Source organism: Pseudorhodoferax soli (assembly GCF_003337555.1).
Taxonomy (GTDB): Bacteria; Pseudomonadota; Gammaproteobacteria; order Burkholderiales; family Burkholderiaceae_C; genus Pseudorhodoferax; species Pseudorhodoferax soli.
Map to the genome: position 1 here is coordinate 285993 of NZ_QPJK01000003.1, position 20391 is coordinate 306383.

The following is a 20391-nucleotide window of genomic DNA, read 5'->3' on the forward strand; positions in this document are numbered from 1 at the left end:
CCCGCCATGCCCAAGGCCGCGGTTTGGCAGCGCCTCATGCTGCACGAGGAACTCGTCGACGCCGAGCGCGGCGCCGACACCATGCGCCCGGTGCGGCGGGCCCAGCTCGAGCTGCTGCTGCAGAAGTTCAGCCTGTCGGCCTCCATCGCCGCCGCGTTGTACGCGCTGGCGCTGTGGGTGCTGTTCTACGTGCTGGCACCGTCGCCACGGGCGCTGGCCTGGGCGGTACTGGTGCATGCCGTGCAGGCGGTGCGCTACAACCACACGCGCCGTCTGCTCGCGCGCGGCCCGGTGCCCGATGCCGAACTGGGCCCGGAACTGCACCGCCAGACCCGCTTGCTCTGGATGCTGGGCGGCGCCTGGGCACTGGCGCCCTGGCTGCTGATGCGCCACGGCGACACCGCCTCCATGGCGTTGGTGGCGGTGTTCATCGTCGGCATGGTGTCCAGCGCGGCCGCGGTGCTGAGTTCGCACCGGCAGACGGTCGCTGCCTTCGTCGTGCCGGCCATGTGCGGCCTGGTCCTCGCGCTGGCCTGGTCGGGCGGGCTGATCGGCTGGATCATGGCGCTGGCGCTGGCGCAGTACAGTTCCACGCTGGTCAAGTGGACGGCGCAGCAGGTCGACCTGCTGGTCGATTCGCTGCAGGTGCGCTTCGACCGCGAAGACCTGGCGCAGCGCCTGGCCGAGCAGGTCGAGCGCGTGGAAGCCGGCAGCCGCGAGAAGACGCGTTTCCTGGCCTCGGCCAGCCACGACCTGCGCCAGCCACTGCACGCGGTCTCGCTGTTCACCGCCGTGCTGGAGCATGCGCTGGCCCAGGGGCCGCAGCGCGAGACGGTGGCGCGCCTGGCGCATGCGGTGCGCATGCTGGGCACCTCGCTGGACGGCATGCTGGACGTGTCGCGCCTGGATGCGGGCGCTGTGCAGCCGCGCCTGGAGACGCTGGGCGTGCATGCGCTGTTCGTCTCGCTGCAGAGCACCTATGGCCTGCGGGCGCAGGACAAGGGCTTGCGCCTGCGCATCCGCGCGCCGGGCGACCTGCATGTGGCCAGCGACCAGTTGCTGCTCGAGCGCCTGCTGGGCAACCTGCTGGACAACGCCATCAAGTACACCGAGCAGGGCGGCGTGCTGGTCGCGGCGCGGCCGGCACGCCTGCCGGATGGCGGCCAGGCCGTGCGTTTCGAGGTGCTGGACACCGGCATCGGCATCGCGCCGGCGCAGCAGGCCCAGGTCTTCGAGGAGTTCTACCAGGTGGGCAATCCGCAGCGCGACCGGGCCCAGGGCATGGGGCTGGGACTGTCCATCGTGCGGCGGCTGTCGGCGCTGCTGCAGCACCCGGTGCAGCTGCGTTCGCGCCCGGGCCGGGGCACGCGCTTCGGTGTGTTGGTCAGGGCCGTGCCGCCAGTGGCGCCGTCGGGCGTCGTGGTGCCCCCGCACCTGCGCCGAACCGTGCAACTGCCTGCCCACGTGCTGGTGCTCGACGACGAGGCCGTCAGTGCCATGGCCATGGCGTCCTGGCTGTCGGCCCAGGGCTGCCAGGTGCGCGTGGCAGCCGACGTGCCGGCCGCCCGGCTGGCGCTGCGTGCGCATCCGGAGATCAGCACGGTGGTGGCCGATTTCCGCCTGCCGGGCAGCGAGAGCGGGCTGGACTTCCTGGTGGAGGTGCGCCTCCAGCTGCCCGAGATGCGCGGCCTGCTCGTGACCGGCGAGACCGCGCCCGAGCGCATCGCCGCCATCCGCGCCAGCGGGCTGCCCTGCCTATTCAAGCCGGTGCAGCCCGAGCGGCTGCTCGAGTCGCTGGCGCGCTGACCACGACCACGGCGGCCGAGACCTGCAACAGGACGAGCACCAGGAAGCAGGAGCCGTAGCTGGCTGCCGCCGTCGGCCCGGCCTGCGGCCCGGCCGCAACCAGGGCGGCCAGCACGGCAGGAGCGAACGCATACAGCGCCTGCGACAGTGCCACGCTGCGCGCGACCACGCGTGGCACATCGGCAGGTGCGAACTCCGCCTGTGCGATCAGCGGCGGCAACGAGGTGGCGTTGCCGATGCCGAGGCCGAACAACACGGCGCCGCAGGCCAGGAGCGCCGTGTGTTCCATGCCCGCCCACCACAGCAGCAGCGTTCCGGCGGCTTGCACGGCGTAGCTGGCCGCAGCGGCGCGGCGCCGGTCGGCCCACCGCGCCAGCAGCCACGCCATGGCGAAGCGGCCGGCCATGCCGCAGGCGGTGGCCAACGCCATGATCCAGCCCGCCTGCCGGGTGCCCAGGCCGGCTGCAAGCCAGGAGAAGAGTTGGGAGATCAACCCGATCTGCGCGAAGAGGCCCAGGGCCATGCCCGTTGCCAACGTCACGAACCGGCGGTCGCGCCACAGCGTGCTGCGCACGGCCACGGCATGGCTGGCGCGGGGCAGCGGCACCGGCACGGTGGCCGCCACCTGGCCCGCGGGAACGCAGGCCAGCTCACGGCTGGCGATGGACAACACCACGCTGACCATGGCGAGACCGACCAGCACGGCCGCCGCAGGAAAGCCGGCGCGGTCGATCAGCAGCACCCACAGCGGCGAGAAGACCATGCCGCCGACGCTGGCGCCGTTGTAGGCCTTGGCCAATGCCAGCGGCCGCGTCTCGGCGAAGCAGGGCGAGACGATCGCATGGATGCCCGCGGCGCCCATCGGCACCCAGCCAGCGCCCGTGCACATGGCCGCCACGAACAGTTGCCAGGGTTCGGCCGCTGCAGCCCAGCCGAGCACCCCTGCAGCGAGCAGCAGGGATCCGGCCACGGTCGCGGCAGGGATCCCGATGCGCCGGTGGATGGCAGGAAGGCCGGCGGCGACCCCCGCACCCAAGAGGAAATGGCAGGTCAGCGCAGCACTGACCAGCGGCGGCGGCCAGCCGGTGCGCTCCAGCACCGCATGCAGGAAGACGGGCGGCCCGTAGAAGCCCACGCCCCAGCCGAACAGCGCCAGCACGAAGGCCGCGCGCACGACGCTGCGGCCGTGGCAAGAGGACGAGAGCGTGGAGAGGGCAGGCGGCATGGTGTCGGCACAGCGGTATGCGGGGCAAGCCCGCGATGTGCTCGATGCTGCGGTCAGGGCCGGCCGCGATGCTTCGCTCCAGAGCGAAGCGTCGGGCTGGCGCCTTGGGATACGCTGGCAGTCGGAGCGACACCATGAACACCAACCAGATTGCCCGGATCGCATCCCTGCTCGGCGAGCCCGCACGCGCGGCGATGCTGCTGCAGCTGATGGATGGCCGTTGGCTCACCGCGACCGAACTGGCCGGGGCCGCCAGCGTCTCGCCGCAGACCGCCAGCCGCCATCTGGCCCAGTTGGTGGCGGGAGGCCTCCTGCACGTGGAACAGCGGGGCCGGCACCGCTACCACCGGCTCGCATCGGGCGAGGTGGCCAAGGTGCTGGAAAGCCTCATGCAGATCGCGGGGGAGGTGCCGATTCAACGGCCCGTCGTGCCGGGCCCGCGCGAGCCGGCGATGCGCATGGCCCGCATGTGCTATGACCACATCGCCGGCCGTCTCGGGCTGGCCATCGCCGAACGGCTGCAGGCGGACCAGGCGATCGAGTTCGACGGGGAGGCCGGCCTTGTCACCGAGCGGGCCGGGCCGGTGCTCGCGCGCTGGGGCCTGTCGCTTGCGCCCGAGCAGCCGCCGACGCGAAGGGCCAGGACGTATTGCCGCCCTTGCCTGGACTGGAGCGAACGCAAGCCGCATCTGGCCGGCCGGCTCGGCGCGATGATCTGCGCGCACTGCCTGGACCAGGGGTGGTTGAGCCGCAAGGCCGGCAACCGGGCCCTGACCATCTCGGCGCGCGGCGCAGCCCGCTTGCGCGATCTGCTGGGCCTTGCGGCCTGGCAGCGGGTGACCGACGAGGCCTGACCGGCTGCCCGAGCGTCAGCCCTTGGTCGGCCCCATGTCAGCCCTTTTGCAGCATCTTCAGCACGCTGGAGAAATCCAGCGCGCCATGGCCCGCCAGGCTGTGCGCGGCGTACAGGTTGCGCGCCAGGCCACCCAAGGGTGTGGCGGCGCGCACGGCAGCGGCGTTCTCTTGCGCCAGGCCCAGGTCCTTGAGCATGAGGTCCGTGCCGAAGCCGCCGGCGTAGTTCTTGGAGGCCGGCGCGGTCTCCATCACGCCGGGCATGGGGTTGTACTTCTCCAGCGCCCAGTTGCCGCCCGAACTGCGCCGCATGATCTCCGACAGCACCTTGGGGTCCAGCCCATTGGCCACGCCCAGGGCCAACGCCTCCGAGGTGCCGATCATGAGGATGCCCAGCAGCATGTTGTTGCAGATCTTGGCGGTTTGGCCGGCACCGGCATCGCCGGCATGGAAGATGTTGGCGCCCATCTTCTCCAGCAGCGGGCGGGCACGCTCCAGATCCGCCGGGCTGCCGCCGACCATGAAGGTCAGCGTGCCGGCGATGGCCCCGCCGGTGCCGCCGGAGACCGGCGCGTCGAGCACCGCGATGCCGCGCGCGGCACCGGCCTCGGCCACCTTGCGCGAGCTGGCAGCGGCGATGGTGCTGCTGTCGATGACCAGCGTGCCCGGTGCGATCTTGCCGATCAGGCCTTTGTCACCGAGGTACAGCGCCTCGACGTGCTGGCTCGCCGGCAACATGCTGACGACGACCTCGGCGCCTTCCAGTGTGGCGGCCGCCGTGTCGGCGATGGACAGGCCGTCGGCCGCGTACTTCTTGCAGGCGGCCTCGGACAGGTCGAAGCCGCTGACCTGGTGGCCGGCCTTGTGCAGGTTCATGGCCATGGGGCCGCCCATGTTGCCGAGGCCGATGAAGGCGATCTTCATGTGTCTGTCTCCGTGGTGGTTCGTGTGTGTCTAGACGAGGCCGACGAGTTCGGGCGCCATCTCGCCGCGCGGGCGCAGGTGGTCCTCGACGAAGGCCGGTGTGATTTCGGCCAGGCTGGCCGGGCTCCACCGGGGGTTGCGGTCCTTGTCGACCAGCACGGCGCGGATGCCTTCGGCGAAATCCTTGTGCGCGCAAAAGCCCAGCGATGCCCAGTACTCGAGCCGGAACACTTCGGCCAGAGACATGCGCGGCACGCGCTGCCACAGCGCAAAGCTCAACGCGATGGAACTCGGCGCGCCCTTGGCGAAGGCCTTGGCCGCGCCCTGCAGCCAGGCGTCCTCGCTCTGCAGCGCATACAGCCGCGCGGCGATGTCGTTCAGGTCTTCGCCGGCCATCAGGGTGTTGATGGTGTCGAAATGCTCGCGCAGCTTGGAAGCCGGTGCCTCGGCGCCCTGGCCGGCCGCGATCAGGATGCGCGAGAGCGTGGCGCGGTCGGCTTTCTCGTCACCGCTCCAGGCGGCCTGGGCGATGGCGTCCAGCACCTGGGCCTTGCGTTCGTGCGGCACCAGGTGGTCGGCCTGGCCCACGAACAGCGCGTCGCTGGCGTTGAAGTTGGCGGCCGTGAGCGCCAGGAACAGCCCGGTGCGGCCTGGCATGCGGCGCAGGAACCAGCTGCCGCCCACATCGGGGTACAGGCCGATGTGGATCTCGGGCATGGCCAGCCGGCTCTGCGGCGTGACCACGCGGTGCGAGGCACCCGCCAACAGCCCGATGCCGCCACCCATCACGATGCCGTGGCCCCAGCACAGGAAGGGCTTGGGGAAGGTGTGGATCAGGTAGTCGAGTTCGTATTCTTCGCCGAAGAAGCGCTCGGCGTATTCGTTGCGGGCCGGGCCGCAGTCCAGCAGCGTCTGGTACAGCTGGCGCAGGTCGCCGCCGGCGCAGAAGGCCTTCTCGCCGGCCGCATCGAGCAGCACGCCAGCGATGCCATCGTCCTTCGCCCAGGCCTGCAGCTGGGGCGTGAGCAGCCGCACCATGGCCACCGACAGCGAGTTCAGCGAGGCCGGCGCGTTGAGCGTGGCCACGCCGAAGCGCTTGCCGTTGTGGGCTTTGATTTCGTTGAAGAGAACCACGGCTTCGGTCATTGGATGTCGACGTCGCTTTCGAGAAGTTTGCGCGCCACGATGAGGCGCATGATTTCGTTCGTGCCTTCCAGGATCTGGTGCACGCGCGTGTCGCGCACCAGCCGTTCCAGCGGGAATTCGCCCAGGTAGCCGTAGCCCCCATGCAGTTGCAGCGCGTCGTTGCAGACGTTGAAGCCGGCATCGGTGGCGAAGCGCTTGGCCATCGCGCAATAGGTGCTGGCGTCGGCATGGCCGGCGTCCAGCTTGCTGGCGGCCAGGCGCACCATCTGGCGCGCGGCCACGAGTTCGGTCGCCATGTCGGCCAGCTTGAACTGCAGCGCCTGGAAGCTGGCCAGTGGCTTGCCGAACTGCTGGCGCTCATGCAGGTAGCGCCGCGCCGCATCCAGCGCGCCCTGGGCCGCACCGACCGAGCAGGTGGCGATGTTGATGCGCCCGCCATCCAGGCCCTTCATGGCGATGCGAAAGCCTTCGCCTTCGTTGCCCAGCAGGTGGTCGGCCGGGATGCGCACGTTGTCGAAGTTGATGGTGCGCGTGGGCTGGCTGTTCCAGCCCATCTTGTGTTCCTTCTTGCCGTAGCTGATGCCGGGGGCATCGGCCGGCACGGCGAAGGCCGAGACGCCGCCCGCGCCGCCGCCGCCCGTGCGCGCCATCAGCACCAGCACGTCTGTGGCGCCCGCACCGGAAATGAACGCCTTGCCGCCGTTGATGACGTACTCGGGGCCTTGCAGTTCGGCCCGCGTCTTGAGGTTGCCGGCGTCCGAGCCGGCGCCAGGCTCGGTCAGGCAGTAGGACGCCAGCTTGCGGCCGCTGGTCAGGTCCTCTCCCCAGCGCTCGCACACCGCGGGCGTGGCCCAGGTGCCCAGCATCCAGGTCGCCATGTTGTGGATGGTGATGAAGGCCGTGGTCGAGGGGTCCACCGCCGCCATCTGCTCGAACACGAGCGCGGCGTCCAGCCGGGGCAGCGCCAGCCCGCCGATGCGCTCGGGCGCGTACAGGCCGCAAAAGCCCAGGTCGCCGGCCTTGCCGATGGCGTCCCGCGGGAAGATCTGCTCGCGGTCCCACAGCGCGGCATGCGGCGCGAGTTCGTTGGTGGCGAACTCGCGCGCGGTGTCGGCAAAGGCTTGTTGTTCCTCTGAAAGTTCGAAGTCCATGGACCCGAACTTACTTCAAGCTGATCGTGGTGTTCACACCTTGCGAGACAGTGGAATCGTCGAACCAGCGCTCGGTGATGGTCTTGGTCTGCGTGTAGAACAGGATGACCTGCTTGCCATAGGGGCCCAGGTCGCCGAGCTTGGAGGCACGCGAACCCGAGAACGAGAACAGCGGCACCGGCACCGGGATCGGCACGTTGATGCCGATCTGGCCGACGTCGATGTCTTCCTGGAAGCGGCGGGCCGCCGCGCCCGACTGCGTGAAGATCGCCGTGCCGTTGCCGTTCGGGTTGCTGTTGATGAGCTCGATGGCTTCGTCGATGGTCTCGGCACCGGCCAGGCAGATCACCGGGCCGAAGATTTCCTGGTCGTAGATGGCCATGCCGGGCTTCACATTCGAGAACACCGTCGGGCCGACGAAGTTGCCCTTCTCGTAGCCGGGCACAGTAGGCTTGCGGCCGTCCAGGTCCAGCGTGGCGCCGTCGGCCAGGCCGCGCTCGATCAGGCTGTTCACGCGGTCGTAGGCGGCGCAGGAGACCAGCGGGCCCACGTCCACGCCCTTGTCGGTGCCGGCACCGATCTTCAGCGTCTTCGCCTTGGCCACGAGATCCGGAATCCAGTTGCGCGCCTCGCCCACCAGCACAGCCACCGAGACTGCCATGCAGCGCTGGCCAGCGGCGCCGAATGCCGCACCCGCCAGGGCGTTGAGCGTCTGCTCCTTGTTGGCGTCGGGCATCACGATGGCGTGGTTCTTCGCGCCCATCATGCATTGCGCGCGCTTGCCGGCCAGCGTGGCGCGGTTGTAGACGTGGGTGCCGACCTTGGTCGAGCCAACGAAACTGATGGCCTTGATGTCGGGGTGGTCGCAGATCGCGTTGACAGCCGCCTCGCCGCCGTGGATGACGTTCAGCACGCCGGGCGGGATGCCGGCCTCCAGCGCCAGCTCGCACAGGCGCATGGTCACCATCGGGTCCTGCTCGGAAGGCTTGAGCACGAAGGTGTTGCCGGTGGCGATCGCCATCGGGAACATCCACAGCGGGATCATGGCCGGGAAGTTGAACGGCGTGATGCCGGCACACACGCCCAGCGGCTGCAGCACGGTGTAGGTGTCGACACCGTTGGCCACGTTGTTGGCCAGCTCGCCGAGCTGCAGGTTGCCGATGGCGGCGGCATGCTCGACCACTTCCAGGCCGCGGAACACATCGCCTTCGGCGTCGGGCAGGGTCTTGCCCTGTTCGGCCGTGAGGATGGCGGCCAGCTCGGCCATGTTCTCGCGGATCAGCTGCTGGTACTTCAGGAAGATGCGGGCGCGTGCACCGATGGCGGTCTTGCGCCAGGTCTTGAAGGCGGTCTTGGCTGAGGCGACGGCCGCGTCGATCTCGCCTGGCGTCGCGAAGGGCACGCGGGCCAGCACTTCCTGGGTGGCAGGGTTGACGATGTCGCGCCATTCGGTGCTGCGCGACTCGACGAACTTGCCGTCGATGAGCAGCTTGACGGTGGGCACGGCGGGCTCGGACTTGGGGAGGGCGGACATGGACAGGTCTCCTGGTATGGATGTAGGAATCGCTGGCCATGCTACCTGTGCAAATTTAGGTTCGCAATAGCAAACCGGGCTGTCCCGCTCTGCAAATTTGCACAATACTCGCAGCCCATGGACTGGGACCACCTGCGCTACTTCCTCGAACTGGCGCGCACGCGCAAGCTCAGTGCGGCCGCGCGGCGGCTGGACGTCCAACACACCACGGTGTCGCGCCGCATCCGTGCGCTGGAGCAGATCGTGGGTGCGCCGTTGTTCACGCGCTCAGGTGGCGAATACCTGGTGAGCGAGGCCGGCCGGCGCCTGTTGCCCCAGGTGGAGGCCATGGAAGCGGCCAGCCTCGCGGTGCTGGGCACGGCCCCGGCGCGGGATGGCGAGTTGTCGGGCGTGGTGCGTGTGGGCGCGACCGAGGGCTTCGGCACCGTGGTGCTGGCGCCCTTGCTGGCGCGCTTCGCGCAGGCGCATCCACAGCTCGTGATCGACCTGCTGCCGCTGCCGCGCAACGTCAACCTGTCGCAGCGCGAGGCGGACATCGTGGTCTCGCTGGAGCGGCCGGTGCGGGGCAATGCGGTCGCCGCCAGACTGTGCGACTACGTGCTGCGGCTGTATGCCTCGCCCGACTATCTGGCCCGGCACCCGCCGATCCGCAGCCGCGACGACCTGCCGCAGCACAGCTTCATCAGCTACATCGACGACCTGCTGTTCAGCAAGGAGTTGCGCTACCTGGCAGAGCTCTGCCGCCCGCAGCGCTACGCATTGCGCAGCACGAGCGTGCTGGCCCAGCACCAGGCGGTTGCCCTGGGCGCAGGGATCGGCGTGCTGCCGGCGTTCCTGGCCGACGGCGACGACCGGCTGTGCGCCGTGCTGCCCGAGGAGGCGCAGTTCGTGCGCACCTTCTGGATCTCCATGCCCAAGGAGAACCGCTCCATCGCACGCATCCAGACCATCTGGAGTTTGTTGCGCTCATCTGTGCAAACGGACAAGCGGCTGCGGCCGCCGGTCTGATTTCGCGACAGTTCTGGCGCGCGCCCCGTTTGGTGATGCGGTGAAATCAATAATCTTGCGTAATATGCCCTGATTCATGTAGCTGGAGTAAGCGATGGACATCGACGCAGCGGTCGTTGAATGGCGGCAACGCCTCGGTGCGGAGCAGGTGCTGGATGCGCAGCGGGCCCAGGAGGCCTATGGCGCCGATACGGCAGCCAACGAGCGTGCGATTCCTGCGGCGCTGCGCATCCTGGACAGTGGCCTGCTGCCAGAGGTGATGCGTATTGCGCAACGGCACAAGGTGCCCGTGCATCCCATCAGCACCGGCCACAACTGGGGCTATGGCACGGCGTTGCCGCCCGGCGACGGCAGTGTGCTGATCGATCTGGGCGGATTGCAGAAGATCCTGCACTTCGACGCCGAGTTCGGTGTCGTGACGGTGGAGCCGGGCGTGACGCAGGGCATGCTCTCGGACTTCCTCGACGCCGGGCAGCACCCGTTTCTCGTGCCCGTCACGGGTGCGGGGCCGACTTGCAGCCTGTTGTCCAACGCGCTGGAGCGCGGCTACGGTGTCACGCCCATCACCGACCACTTCGCGGCCGTGACCGATGTGGAGGCGGTGCTGGCCGACGGCTCGGTCTACCGCACGGCCATGCACGAGGCGGGAGGCGAGGAGATCGCGCGCCTGTTCAAGTACGGCATCGGCCCGTATTCGGTCGGCCTGTTCACGCAGAGTGCCTTCGGCATCGTGACGAAGATGAGCATCGTGCTGGCCAAGCGGCCCGAGTGCGTCAAGGTCTGCCTGTTCAGTCTGAAGGACGACAGCCTGCTGGAAGCGGCGGCTGCGGCGATCCGCAACGTGCTGTCCAGGCTGCCGGGCACGGTCGGCGCCATCAACCTCATGAACCAGCACCGGGTGCTGGCCATGTCGGCGCCGTACCCGGAAGGCCGCCTGGTCAATGGGCTGATCCCGCCCAACGTCATCTCCGAACTCGGTAGCCAGTACCAGCTCTTTCCGTGGACCGGCTTCGGCACGCTGTACGGCACCAAGGGCGTGGTCGCGGCCGCGCAGAAGGAGATCAGGCGGGCGCTGGCGGGCATCGCAAGCCGGCTCATCTTCCTCACGCCTTCCATGGCCAAGACGCTGGCGCGGGCCGCGGGCCGTTTGCCGGGCGGGCTGGGCGAGCGCATCGGCAGTACGGCGCAGACGCTGGCGCTGTCCTTGGAACTCGTGGCCGGCCGGCCCAACGAGACGGCGCTGCCGCTGGCCTATTGGCGCAACCCGAACCCGCCCAAAGGCCAGTTCCGCGACCCCGCGCGCGACGGCAGCGGGCTGATCTGGTATGCGCCGCTGGTACCCATGCGCCCATCCACCATGCGCGCCTACGTGAAGATGGTCCATGAGGTCACGGCGCGCCACGGCATCGAGCCGCTGATCACCTTCACGACGCTGAGCGACAAGCTCGTGGACAGCACCGTTCCCATCGTCTTCAAGCGCGACGACCCCAAGGCCGTGGCCGCCGCCAAGGCTTGTTACGCGGAACTCGTGCAGACCGGGCGCGCGGCCGGCTATTTCCCCTACCGCGTCGGCATTGGCGGCATGCAGACCGTGGTGGGCCTGCAGGACACCGCACGGACCTTCCACGCGCGGCTGCACGACTGCCTGGACCCGAACGGCATCCTCTCGCCGGGCCGCTACCGCTAGCGCCGCGGGCGGTCGGACGTCGTCCCGGTGGAAGCGTGAACAAGTTCACACGCGGATGTCACGAAAACTTACAGTCACTTACGTGTTGCGTTTGAAACACTGATTTGTTTCAATAAATCAACGACTTACATTGTTGCAAATTGTTGGCACTGAAAGTGCTTCCTTGGTGCGCAGGAGCGGCAGACGCCGTCTTCGACAACATGCAAGGACTACATATGAACGTGCTCAAGAAGACCCTCGCCGGTGCCGCACTCGCCGCAGCCGCAGCCGTGTCGCAAGCAGCCATCGTCAACGTTGGTGGCGTGACCTGGGACACCGCCGCCGTGGACGCGAACGGCTTCTCCCTCGATTTTTCGGGCAACACCGCCTCCGTCCACCAGACGGTGAATGCGCAAGGCGTGCTGAGCGGCACCGGAACAATCTCGGGCATCAACGACAACACGAGCTTCTGCACGGGCTGCACGCTGACCTTCAGCTTCGGCGGCTTCCAGCTGAGCAGCGGCAGCCTGCCGAGCGGCAACGTCACGGGGACGTTCTCGCCGAGCTACTCCAACGGCTGGGTCAATGTGACGGTGAACTACGCCAACGCGCCTTCGGTGCTGTGGCTCGAGATGCTCGGCCATGAAGTCGACGGCAGTTCGCTCGATGGCACGATCGTGACCCGCAACGGCGTCGTCCGGTCGATGTTCGGCGGCGGTCAGCTCGATGTGGTGGGTGGCCTCGCCGCCAGCTACTTCGACACCAACACCATGACGGAAGGTGCGGATTTCACCTTCGGCACCGTGTTCACGACGATCGTCAGCGCCAGCAACGCCTTCGGCTCCGGCACCTTCACGAGCAAGACCCGCGTGACCGAAGTGCCCGAGCCGACCTCGGTCGCGCTGTTCGGTCTGGGTCTGGTGGGTCTGGCGGCAGGCCGCCGCAAGCTGGCGAAGTAAGCCGCAGCCCCCCTCCAGCAATGCCCGGCAAGTCCTCTTGCCGGGCATTGCCGTTTCTGCGCGGGAGCGGGCGGGCAGGCCCTGGAAGCGGCTCAGATAAAATTTTGGGCGACTGTGCGCTGCACTGGCCGTGCATGCGGGTTCGGCGCGGTCCGCACCGACCTCCCAGACACGCTGCCTTTTCCAACCAAGCTTTCCCTTGCGCCTCAACTCCATCAAGCTGGCCGGCTTCAAGTCCTTCGTCGAGCCCACGAACTTCCTGCTGCCGGGGCAGCTCGTGGGCGTGGTCGGGCCGAACGGCTGCGGCAAGTCCAACATCATGGACGCTGTGCGCTGGGTGTTGGGCGAGAGCAAGGCCAGCGAACTGCGCGGCGAGTCCATGCAGGACGTGATCTTCAACGGCACCAACCTGCGCAAGCCGGCCAGCCGCGCCAGCGTGGAACTGGTGTTCGACAACTCGGACCACCGTGCTGGCGGCCAGTGGTCGCAGTTCACCGAGATCGCCGTCAAGCGCGTGCTAACGCGCGACGGCACCAGCAGCTACTACATCAACAACCAGCCTGTGCGCCGGCGCGACGTGCAGGATGTGTTCCTGGGCACGGGCCTGGGCCCGCGCGCCTACGCCATCATTGGCCAGGGCACGATCAGCCGCATCATTGAGTCCAAGCCCGAGGAGCTGCGGCTGTTCCTCGAAGAAGCGGCCGGTGTCTCCAAGTACAAGGAACGTCGGCGCGAGACCGAGAACCGGTTGTCGGACACGCGCGAGAACCTGACCCGCGTGGAAGACATCCTGCGCGAGCTCAACGCCAACCTCGACAAGCTGGAAAAGCAGGCAGAGGTAGCGCAGCGCTACCACGCGCTGCAAGCCAGCGCCACGCTCAAGCAGCACCAGCTGTGGTTCTTGAAGCGTGCCGACAGCGAGGCCGATCAGGCCCGCATCCTGGCCGAGGTCGCCAACGCGCAGACCGCCCTGGAATCCCGTGTGGCCGACCTGCGCCACATCGAGGCCGAACTGGAGACCGTGCGCCAGGCCCACTATGCCGCTGGCGACCTGGTCAACCAGGCCCAGGGCAAGCTCTACGAGGCCAGTGCCGAGGTCGGCAAGCTGGAAAGCGAGATCCGCTTCGTGGTCGAAGGCCGCCAGCGCGTGGAGCAGCGCCTGGCCACGCTCAAGGAGCAGATCGGCCAATGGGGCACGCGGCGCGCGGATGCCGAGGCCGAGATCGAGACGCTGTCCGGCCAGGGCGAGCAGGCCGAGGAGGCCGCTGAACTGTTGGCCGCCCAGGTCGAGGAACAGGCCATGCGCCTGCCCGAACTCGAGGATGCTTTGGGCCAGGCCCAGGCGCGCGCCAACGAGCAGCGCACGAGCGTGGGCCAGGTCCAGCAGCAGATCCAGGTCCTGGCGGCGGAGCAGCGCAGCATCGAGGAGCAATCCCGCCAGCTGAACCAGCGGCGCGAGCGCCTCGTGACCGACCAGCGCGCGCTGGCCGTGCCCGACGAGGCGCGCCTGGCCCAGTTGCAGGAGCAGCTCGAGCAGGCCCAGGAGGCCGCCGGCATCGCCGATGCACGTTTGCAGGAACTGCAGGACAGCGTGCCGCAGCTGGACGAAGACCGGCGCACACGCCAGCAGACCGTCAACACCGAGTCGGCGCGCGAGGCCGACCTGTCGGCCCGCGCCGAAGCGCTCAAGGCGCTGCAGGAGAAGGTGCGCACCGACGGCAAGCTCGCGCCGTGGCTCGCCCGCCACGGCCTGGACGGCCTGCAAGGCATCTGGAGCCGCATCCACATCGAGCAGGGTTGGGAGAGCGCGCTGGAGGCCGCCTTGCGTGAACGCCTGGGCGCGCTGGAGATCTCGCGGCTCGACAGCGTCAAGGGCTTCCTCGGCCAGCAGGGCGCCGACGGCCCGCCGGCCAAGCTGGCCTTCTACAGCCCGCCTGCGGCGCCCGCCGCTCAGGAACCGGCGGCCCTGCCGCGGCTGGCCGACCTGCTGCGCCTGGGCGATGCGGCCCAGCGCGCGCTGTTCGCCGAATGGCTGCACGGTTGCTACACGGCGCAGAGCTTCGAGGAAGCCCTGGCCCAGCGCAGCCAGCTGCAACCCGGCGAGACGATCTACGTGCGCGCCGGCCATGCGGTCGGCGCGCACAGCGTGAGCTTCTTCGCGCAGGACTCCGAGCAGGCCGGCCTGCTGGCCCGGGCGCAGGAGATCGAGAACCTGGACAAGCAGCTGCGCGCGCAAGCCTTGATCGGCGAGGAGTCGCGCAGCGCCCTCGTGCGCGCCGAGGCTGCCTACGCCGATGCCTCGCAGCGTCTGGTCGGCGCGCGCCGCGAAGCCGCCGAGACCCAGAGCAGTTTCCATGCGTTGCAGGTCGAGACGCTGCGGCTGCAGCAGCTGGCAGAACAGACACGCGCCCGCAACGAACAGCTGGGCTCCGACCTGGCCGAGGTCGACGCCCAGCTGGAAGACCTGCAGGAGCGCCGCATCACGGCCGAGGCACGCTTCGAGGAACTGGACATGCAGCTGGCCGACAGCCAGGAGCGCCATGCACAGCTCGACGAGCGCGTGATCGAGGCCCAGCGCCGGCTGGCCGAATCGCGCGAGCAGCAGCGCGGCCTGGAGCGCCAAGCCCAGGAGGCGCAATTCGCGCACCGCAGCCTGGGCGCGCGCCGCGACGAACTGTCGCGCGCCATCGCCATGGCCGAGCAGCAGGCCGGCACGCTCGTGGGCGAAGAGGAGCGCGCCCGCGAGGAACTGGCGCGCCTGTCGGACGCCGCGGCCCAGGCCGGGCTGCAGAACGCCCTGGCGCTCAAGCTCGAGCGGGAGGCCGCGCTCGGCGCGCAGCGCAGCGAGTACGACGACCTCACGCAGCGCCTGCGCGCGAGCGACGAACGCCGGCTCAAGTTCGAGCGCGAGCTCGACCCCCTGCGCCAGCGCATCATGGAGTTCCAGCTCAAGGAGCAGGCCGCGCGCCTGGGCCTGGAGCAGTACAGCCAGCACCTGCTCGATGCGGGTGTGGACATGGCCCAGCTGGCCCAGTCCATCACCGAAGGCAATGTGCGCCTTTCCGGCCTGCAGACCGAGATCGACCGGCTCCACCGCGAGATCGTCGCGCTGGGCGCCGTCAACCTTGCCGCGCTGGACGAACTCAGTGCCGCGCGCGAACGCAAGCAGTTCCTGGACGCGCAGACCGCCGACCTGACCGAGGCCATGACCACCCTCGAGGACGCGATCCGCAAGATCGACAACGAGACGCGCGACCTGCTCTCGGGCACCTTCGACACCGTCAACGGCCACTTCGGCCGCATGTTCCCCGAGCTGTTCGGTGGCGGCAATGCGCGCCTCGTCATCACGGGTGACGAGATCCTGGACTCGGGCGTGCAGGTCATCGCCCAGCCGCCCGGCAAGAAGAACCAGACCATCCACCTGCTGTCCGGCGGCGAGAAGGCGCTGACGGCCATTGCACTCGTGTTCGCGATCTTCCAGCTCAATCCCGCACCGTTCTGCCTGCTCGACGAGGTGGACGCGCCGCTGGACGATGCCAACACCGAGCGCTATGCCAAACTCGTGAGCGCCATGAGCCGCGAGACCCAGTTCCTGTTCATCAGCCACAACAAGATCGCCATGGAAATGGCCAAGCAGTTGATCGGCGTGACCATGCAGGAGCAGGGCGTTTCGCGCATCGTGGCGGTCGACATGGAATCGGCCCTGTCGATGGCCGAGACCTGAACCCATTCCAACCAGAACAAGAGGAAACCGATGAGCAGTACGCTGCAGATCGGATTGGCCGTGGCCGGCGGCGTGGTGCTGGCCGGTGTCGTAGCGCACAGCGCCTGGTCGTCGCGCCGCAATGCGCCGCGCAAGCCCGACCCCATCGTCGCCGAGCCAGCCGCCACCGAGGACGCGGCCGACGGTGAGCGACGCGAACCCGGCTTCGACGATGCCAGCCTGCCGCTGCCGGCTGCGCCCGAGCGCCGGGCCACGCTGGACCCGCTGATCGACGTGATCGCTCCCATCGCCCTCGAAGGCCCCGTCTCCGGCGACGCCGTGCTGGCCGCGCTGCCGGCCACGCGCCGTGTCGGCAGCAAGCCCTTCGCGGTGGAAGGCCGCAACGTCAACGGCGGGCAGTGGGAGGCTGCGCAAGCCGGCCAGCGCTACGACGCGCTGCAGGCCGGCGTGCAGTTGGCCAACCGCACGGGTGCGCTCAATGAAATCGAATTCTCCGAGTTCGTCATGAAGACCCAGGCCTTCGCCGACGCCCTGAACGGTGCGCCCGAATTCCCAGAGATGCGCGAGGAGGTGGCACGCGCGCGCGAACTCGACCAGTTCGCCAGCAGCCACGACGCGCAGCTGAGCTTCACGCTGCGCGCGCTGCACGCGGCCTGGAGCCCCGGCTACCTGCACCAGAACGCCGCGCGGCTGGGCTTCGTGGCCGGCATGATCCCGGGCCGCATGGTGCTGCCCTCGGGCACGCCAGGCTTGCCGCCGCTGCTGGGCCTGAGCTTCGATTCGCAGGCCGCGCTGGCCGAAGACCCGGACCAGGCCGCCATCCGCAGCGTGACGCTCACGCTGGACGTACCCCAGGTCGAACGCGCCGAGCAGCCCTTCGTGCGCCTGCGCGAAGCGGCGATGGCGCTGGCCCAGGCCATGGACGGCGTGGTCACCGACGACACGGCGCGCCCGCTCACGCGCGAGGCCATGGATGTGATCGGCTCCGAGCTCGAGCAGCTGTACGACACGCTGGACACGCGCGAACTGTCGGCCGGCTCGGCGCTCGCCCGCCGGTTGTTCGGCTGATGGCCCCGTCCGAGCAGACCGCGCAGGCGCAGCAGCTGAAAGCGCTGCTGCGCCGCTACGCGCACCGCTACTACGTGCTCGACGACCCGGAGGTGCCGGACGCCGAATACGACCGCGTCTACCAGCAGCTCGAAGCGCTGGAGGCCGCCTGGCCCGAACTCGTGACGCCCGATTCGCCCACGCAGCGCGTGATCGGTGCCGTGCTGGAAGGCCTCACGCCGGTGCGCCATGCGGTGCCGATGCTGTCGATCAAGACGGAGACGGACACCACCCCGGCCGGCGCGCTCAAGTTCGACACCAGCGTGCGCAACGCGCTCAAGCTGGCCGACGACGCACCGGCGCTGGCCTATGCGGCCGAACTCAAGTTCGATGGCCTGGCCATCAACCTGCGCTACGAGCAGGGCGAGCTGGTGCAGGCCGCCACGCGCGGCGACGGCGAGACCGGTGAGGACGTCACGCACACCATCCGCACGATCAAGTCCATCCCCAACTACCTCAAGCACGGCAACGTGCCGGTGCTGGAAGTGCGCGGCGAGGTCTTCATGCGCCGCGACGAGTTCGAGGCCTTGAACGAACGCCAGCGCGAAAGCGGCGGCAAGACCTTCGTGAACCCGCGCAACGCCGCCGCCGGCGTGGTGCGCCAGCTGGACGCCGGCATCGCCCAGCAGCGGCCGTTGAGCTTCTTCGCCTACGGCCTTGGCGAGGTGCAGGGCTGGGACGCACCGGCCACGCATTCGGCCACGCTGGACGCGCTCGGCGCCATGGGCGTGCCCGTCAACAACGACCGCCAGGTGGTGCAGGGCGCCCAGGGCCTGGCCGACTTCCATGCGTTGATCGCGGCCGCACGCGACAGCCTGCCGTTCGACATCGACGGCGTGGTCTACAAGGTCGACGACCGCGCCTTGCAACTGCAGCTCGGCTTCAAGTCGCGCGAGCCGCGCTGGGCGGTTGCCCACAAGTACCCGGCGCAGGAGCAGATCACGCGGCTCAACGGCATCGAGATCCAGGTCGGCCGCACCGGCAAGCTCACGCCCGTGGCCAAGCTCGAGCCCGTGTTCGTGGGCGGCACCACTGTCAGCAACGCCACGCTGCACAACCTGTTCGAGATCCGGCGCAAGCGCGTGCGCGTCGGCGACCGGGTGATCGTGCGGCGGGCCGGCGACGTGATCCCCGAGGTGGTGGGCGTGGTGCCGGGCCCGCGTGAAGGCTACGTGCCGAATTTCCGCATGCCGCGCCAGTGCCCGGTGTGCGGCAGCGCCGTGGTGCGCGAGCCCGACGGTGTGAACCACCGCTGCTCGGGCGGGCTGTTCTGCCCGGCCCAGCGCAAACAGGCGCTGCTGCACTTCGCCGGGCGGCGCGCCATGGACATCGAGGGCCTGGGCGACAAGCTCGTCGACCAGCTCGTCGATGGCGGCCTGATCCGCACGCTGCCCGAGCTCTACAAGCTGGGCGTGGGCAAGCTGTCGATGCTGGAGCGCATGGCCGACAAGAGCGCCATGAACCTCGTGCAGGCGCTGGAAGACAGCAAGACCACCACGCTGGGCCGCTTCCTCTACGCCCTGGGCATCCGCCACATCGGCGAGTCCACGGCAAAAGACCTGGCAAAGCATTTCGGCCGGCTCGACCCCATCATGGACGCGACACTGGAGCAGCTTTTGGAGGTCAACGACGTCGGCCCCATCGTCGCCCGGAGCCTGCGCACCTTCTTCGAGCAGCCGCACAACCGCGAGGTGGTGGAGCAGCTGCGCGCGGCGGGCGTGCACTGGCCCGAGTCCGAGGGCCTGGCCGCGCAGCGCGTGCCGCTACCGCTGGCTGGCAAGACCTTCGTGCTGACCGGCACGCTGCCCACCCTCTCGCGCGATGCGGCCAAGGAAATGCTGGAAGCTGCAGGTGCCAAGGTGGCCGGTTCCGTGTCCAAGAAGACCGACTACGTGGTGGCCGGCGAGGAAGCCGGCAGCAAGCTGGAGAAGGCACAGCAGCTCGGCATCGCAGTGCTGGACGAGGCGGGCATGCTGGCCTTGCTCGAACAGCGACAGACATAATCCCCGGCATGGACCCTGCCGCCGTTCTGCAATTGCTGGCGCAACACAAGCGTGTGATGGCCGATCGCTTCGGCGTCCTCGATCTGGCCCTGTTCGGCTCGGTCGCGCGTGGCCAGGCATCGGAGCACAGCGATATCGACCTGCTCGTGCGTTTCGACGGCCCGGCCACATCGGAACGCTACTTCGGCCTGATGTTCTATCTGGAAGACATGCTGGGCCGCCCCGTCGACCTGGTGACCGACAAGGCCTTGCGCCAGGAGTTGCGCCCGCACATCGAACGCGATGCCATCCATGTCTGAGCCCACCGCGCCGCGGGAGTGGCGCTTCTATATCGATGACATGCTGCAGTTCTGCGAGAGGGTGCAGAGCTACACCGCAGGCATCGCGCAAGATGCCTTCGTCGCCGAGGCGATGCGCTACGACGCCACGGTGCGTAACCTTGAACTGCTGGGCGACGCCGCCATGCGCATTCCGGAAGCCGTGCGCGCGGCCCATCCCGAGGTGCCCTGGCGCTTGATCGTGGCAACGCGCAACCGGCTCATCCACGGTTACCTGGGCATCGACAACGACATTCTGTGGAGCCTCATCCATGTCGAGGTGCCACGGCTTGCCCTTCAACTGCGCACGTTACGCGACCAGCCTGAATCTCCATGACCGTCCGCGACATCCTCAAGATGGGCGACCCGCGCCTGCTGCGCGTCGCCCAGCCCGTGCCCGCCGAGTCCTTCGACTCCGACGCGTTGCACCTGCTGGTCTCCGACCTGTTCGACACCATGCACGCCGTCAACGGTGCGGGCCTGGCGGCGCCGCAGATCGGCGTCGACCTGCAGCTCGTGATCTTCGGCAGCAACGACCGCAACCCGCGCTACCCGGACCGGCCGCTGGTGCCCATCACCGTGCTGTGCAACCCGGTCATCACGCCGCTGTCGGCCGACGAGGAAGAGGACTGGGAAGGCTGCCTGTCCGTGCCCGGCCTGCGCGGCGTGGTGCCGCGCTGGTCCAGGATCCGCTACACCGGTTTCGACCAGTACGGCGACGCGATCGACCGCACGGTGGAGGGCTTTCATGCGCGCGTGGTCCAGCACGAATGCGACCACCTGATCGGCAAGCTGTACCCGATGCGCGTGCGCGACTTCACGCGCTTCGGCTTCACCGAAGTGCTGTTCCCCGGCATCGCCGCCAACGAGGACGACTGAGCATCGCTGCCTGAGGCGGGGCGCCGCAACGGCGCTCCCTGGGTCGAGGTCACGGCCGCGTCACGCGCGCGGCATACGCTGGCACGGTGC

16 protein-coding genes are annotated in these 20391 nt (G+C 68.9%); 11 read left to right on the forward strand and 5 right to left on the reverse strand.

Translation table 11 applies throughout. From position 1 onward, the window contains the following. Window positions 1-6: 6 nt before the first annotated feature. On the forward strand, window positions 7-1806 hold the full coding sequence (locus DES41_RS13020) for an ATP-binding response regulator (RefSeq protein WP_114468076.1): 1800 nt from the start codon (window positions 7-9) through the stop codon (window positions 1804-1806). Here the strand turns inward: DES41_RS13020 and DES41_RS13025 are convergent. Then, the gene (locus DES41_RS13025; RefSeq protein ID WP_114468077.1) at window positions 1760-3031 is read right to left on the reverse strand and encodes an MFS transporter; all 1272 of its coding nucleotides are present in this window, start codon (window positions 3029-3031) and stop codon (window positions 1760-1762) included. The genes DES41_RS13020 and DES41_RS13025 overlap by 47 nt on opposite strands. 134 nt (window positions 3032-3165) lie before the next feature. On the opposite strand from DES41_RS13025, the gene DES41_RS13030 reads away from it, so the two are divergent. Continuing rightward, window positions 3166-3885, forward strand: coding sequence for an ArsR/SmtB family transcription factor (locus DES41_RS13030; RefSeq protein WP_114468078.1), 720 nt, complete (start codon window positions 3166-3168; stop codon window positions 3883-3885). Between the two features lie 37 nt (window positions 3886-3922). On the opposite strand, the gene mmsB is transcribed toward DES41_RS13030, so the two are convergent. Genes mmsB through DES41_RS13050 form a run of 4 tightly spaced genes read right to left on the reverse strand, consistent with a single transcriptional unit; the run spans window position 3923 to window position 8638 of the window. Next, window positions 3923-4807 carry a 3-hydroxyisobutyrate dehydrogenase gene (mmsB, locus tag DES41_RS13035; protein ID WP_114468079.1) on the reverse strand — a complete coding sequence of 295 codons (885 nt, stop codon included), beginning with the start codon at window positions 4805-4807 and terminating at the stop codon, window positions 3923-3925. Window positions 4808-4837: 30 nt separating this feature from the next. Continuing rightward, complete coding sequence (locus tag DES41_RS13040) at window positions 4838-5953, reverse strand: enoyl-CoA hydratase/isomerase family protein (protein ID WP_114468080.1); 1116 nt, start codon at window positions 5951-5953, stop codon at window positions 4838-4840. Then, the gene (locus DES41_RS13045; RefSeq protein ID WP_114468081.1) at window positions 5950-7104 is read right to left on the reverse strand and encodes an acyl-CoA dehydrogenase family protein; all 1155 of its coding nucleotides are present in this window, start codon (window positions 7102-7104) and stop codon (window positions 5950-5952) included. The genes DES41_RS13040 and DES41_RS13045 overlap by 4 nt, the downstream gene beginning before the upstream one ends. Window positions 7105-7114: 10 nt before the next feature. Beyond that, a complete protein-coding gene (locus DES41_RS13050; RefSeq protein WP_114468082.1) occupies window positions 7115-8638 on the reverse strand; it encodes a CoA-acylating methylmalonate-semialdehyde dehydrogenase in 1524 nt (507 codons plus the stop codon). 117 nt (window positions 8639-8755) lie between these two features. Between DES41_RS13050 and DES41_RS13055 the strand changes: the two genes are divergently transcribed. From DES41_RS13055 to def, 9 genes are all read left to right on the forward strand, one after another. After that, window positions 8756-9646, forward strand: a complete 891-nt coding sequence (locus DES41_RS13055) for a LysR family transcriptional regulator (protein WP_114468083.1) — start codon at window positions 8756-8758, stop codon at window positions 9644-9646. Between the two features lie 94 nt (window positions 9647-9740). After that, a complete protein-coding gene (locus DES41_RS13060; RefSeq protein ID WP_114468084.1) occupies window positions 9741-11333 on the forward strand; it encodes an FAD-binding oxidoreductase in 1593 nt (530 codons plus the stop codon). 215 nt (window positions 11334-11548) lie between these two features. Beyond that, complete coding sequence (locus tag DES41_RS39045; RefSeq protein ID WP_170168171.1) at window positions 11549-12271, forward strand: PEP-CTERM sorting domain-containing protein; 723 nt, start codon at window positions 11549-11551, stop codon at window positions 12269-12271. A gap of 199 nt (window positions 12272-12470) precedes the next feature. Then, window positions 12471-15995, forward strand: coding sequence for a chromosome segregation protein SMC (gene smc, locus DES41_RS13070; RefSeq protein ID WP_114468086.1), 3525 nt, complete (start codon window positions 12471-12473; stop codon window positions 15993-15995). A 30-nt stretch (window positions 15996-16025) separates the two neighbouring features. Further along, window positions 16026-17063, forward strand: coding sequence for a cell division protein ZipA C-terminal FtsZ-binding domain-containing protein (locus DES41_RS13075; RefSeq protein ID WP_114468087.1), 1038 nt, complete (start codon window positions 16026-16028; stop codon window positions 17061-17063). Continuing rightward, window positions 17063-19105, forward strand: a complete 2043-nt coding sequence (gene ligA / locus DES41_RS13080; RefSeq protein ID WP_114468088.1) for an NAD-dependent DNA ligase LigA — start codon at window positions 17063-17065, stop codon at window positions 19103-19105. The genes DES41_RS13075 and ligA overlap by 1 nt, the downstream gene beginning before the upstream one ends. A gap of 8 nt (window positions 19106-19113) precedes the next feature. Continuing rightward, window positions 19114-19404: a nucleotidyltransferase family protein gene (locus DES41_RS13085; protein WP_114468089.1), complete on the forward strand. Its 291-nt coding sequence runs from the start codon at window positions 19114-19116 to the stop codon at window positions 19402-19404. Further along, window positions 19397-19759 (forward strand): HepT-like ribonuclease domain-containing protein, encoded by a 363-nt coding sequence (locus tag DES41_RS13090; RefSeq protein ID WP_114468090.1) that lies wholly within the window; start codon window positions 19397-19399, stop codon window positions 19757-19759. Before DES41_RS13085 ends, DES41_RS13090 begins: the two co-directional genes overlap by 8 nt. Beyond that, window positions 19756-20301, forward strand: a complete 546-nt coding sequence (gene def / locus DES41_RS13095) for a peptide deformylase (RefSeq protein ID WP_114468091.1) — start codon at window positions 19756-19758, stop codon at window positions 20299-20301. Before DES41_RS13090 ends, def begins: the two co-directional genes overlap by 4 nt. Window positions 20302-20391 lie beyond the last annotated feature (90 nt).

Bases quoted from the DNA above. Each gene is read 5' to 3' on its own strand.
- ligA (WP_114468088.1), top strand. From the start codon at position 17,063: ATGGCCCCGTCCGAGCAGACCGCGCAGGCGCAGCAGCTGAAAGCGCTG.
- DES41_RS39045 (WP_170168171.1), top strand. From the start codon at position 11,549: ATGAACGTGCTCAAGAAGACCCTCGCCGGTGCCGCACTCGCCGCAGCC.
- DES41_RS13045 (WP_114468081.1), bottom strand. From the start codon at position 7,104: ATGGACTTCGAACTTTCAGAGGAACAACAAGCCTTTGCCGACACCGCG.
- DES41_RS13085 (WP_114468089.1), top strand. From the start codon at position 19,114: ATGGACCCTGCCGCCGTTCTGCAATTGCTGGCGCAACACAAGCGTGTG.
- DES41_RS13075 (WP_114468087.1), top strand. From the start codon at position 16,026: ATGAGCAGTACGCTGCAGATCGGATTGGCCGTGGCCGGCGGCGTGGTG.
- DES41_RS13030 (WP_114468078.1), top strand. From the start codon at position 3,166: ATGAACACCAACCAGATTGCCCGGATCGCATCCCTGCTCGGCGAGCCC.
- def (WP_114468091.1), top strand. From the start codon at position 19,756: ATGACCGTCCGCGACATCCTCAAGATGGGCGACCCGCGCCTGCTGCGC.
- DES41_RS13055 (WP_114468083.1), top strand. From the start codon at position 8,756: ATGGACTGGGACCACCTGCGCTACTTCCTCGAACTGGCGCGCACGCGC.
- DES41_RS13060 (WP_114468084.1), top strand. From the start codon at position 9,741: ATGGACATCGACGCAGCGGTCGTTGAATGGCGGCAACGCCTCGGTGCG.
- DES41_RS13025 (WP_114468077.1), bottom strand. From the start codon at position 3,031: ATGCCGCCTGCCCTCTCCACGCTCTCGTCCTCTTGCCACGGCCGCAGC.
- DES41_RS13090 (WP_114468090.1), top strand. From the start codon at position 19,397: ATGTCTGAGCCCACCGCGCCGCGGGAGTGGCGCTTCTATATCGATGAC.
- DES41_RS13040 (WP_114468080.1), bottom strand. From the start codon at position 5,953: ATGACCGAAGCCGTGGTTCTCTTCAACGAAATCAAAGCCCACAACGGC.
- DES41_RS13020 (WP_114468076.1), top strand. From the start codon at position 7: ATGCCCAAGGCCGCGGTTTGGCAGCGCCTCATGCTGCACGAGGAACTC.
- mmsB (WP_114468079.1), bottom strand. From the start codon at position 4,807: ATGAAGATCGCCTTCATCGGCCTCGGCAACATGGGCGGCCCCATGGCC.
- DES41_RS13050 (WP_114468082.1), bottom strand. From the start codon at position 8,638: ATGTCCGCCCTCCCCAAGTCCGAGCCCGCCGTGCCCACCGTCAAGCTG.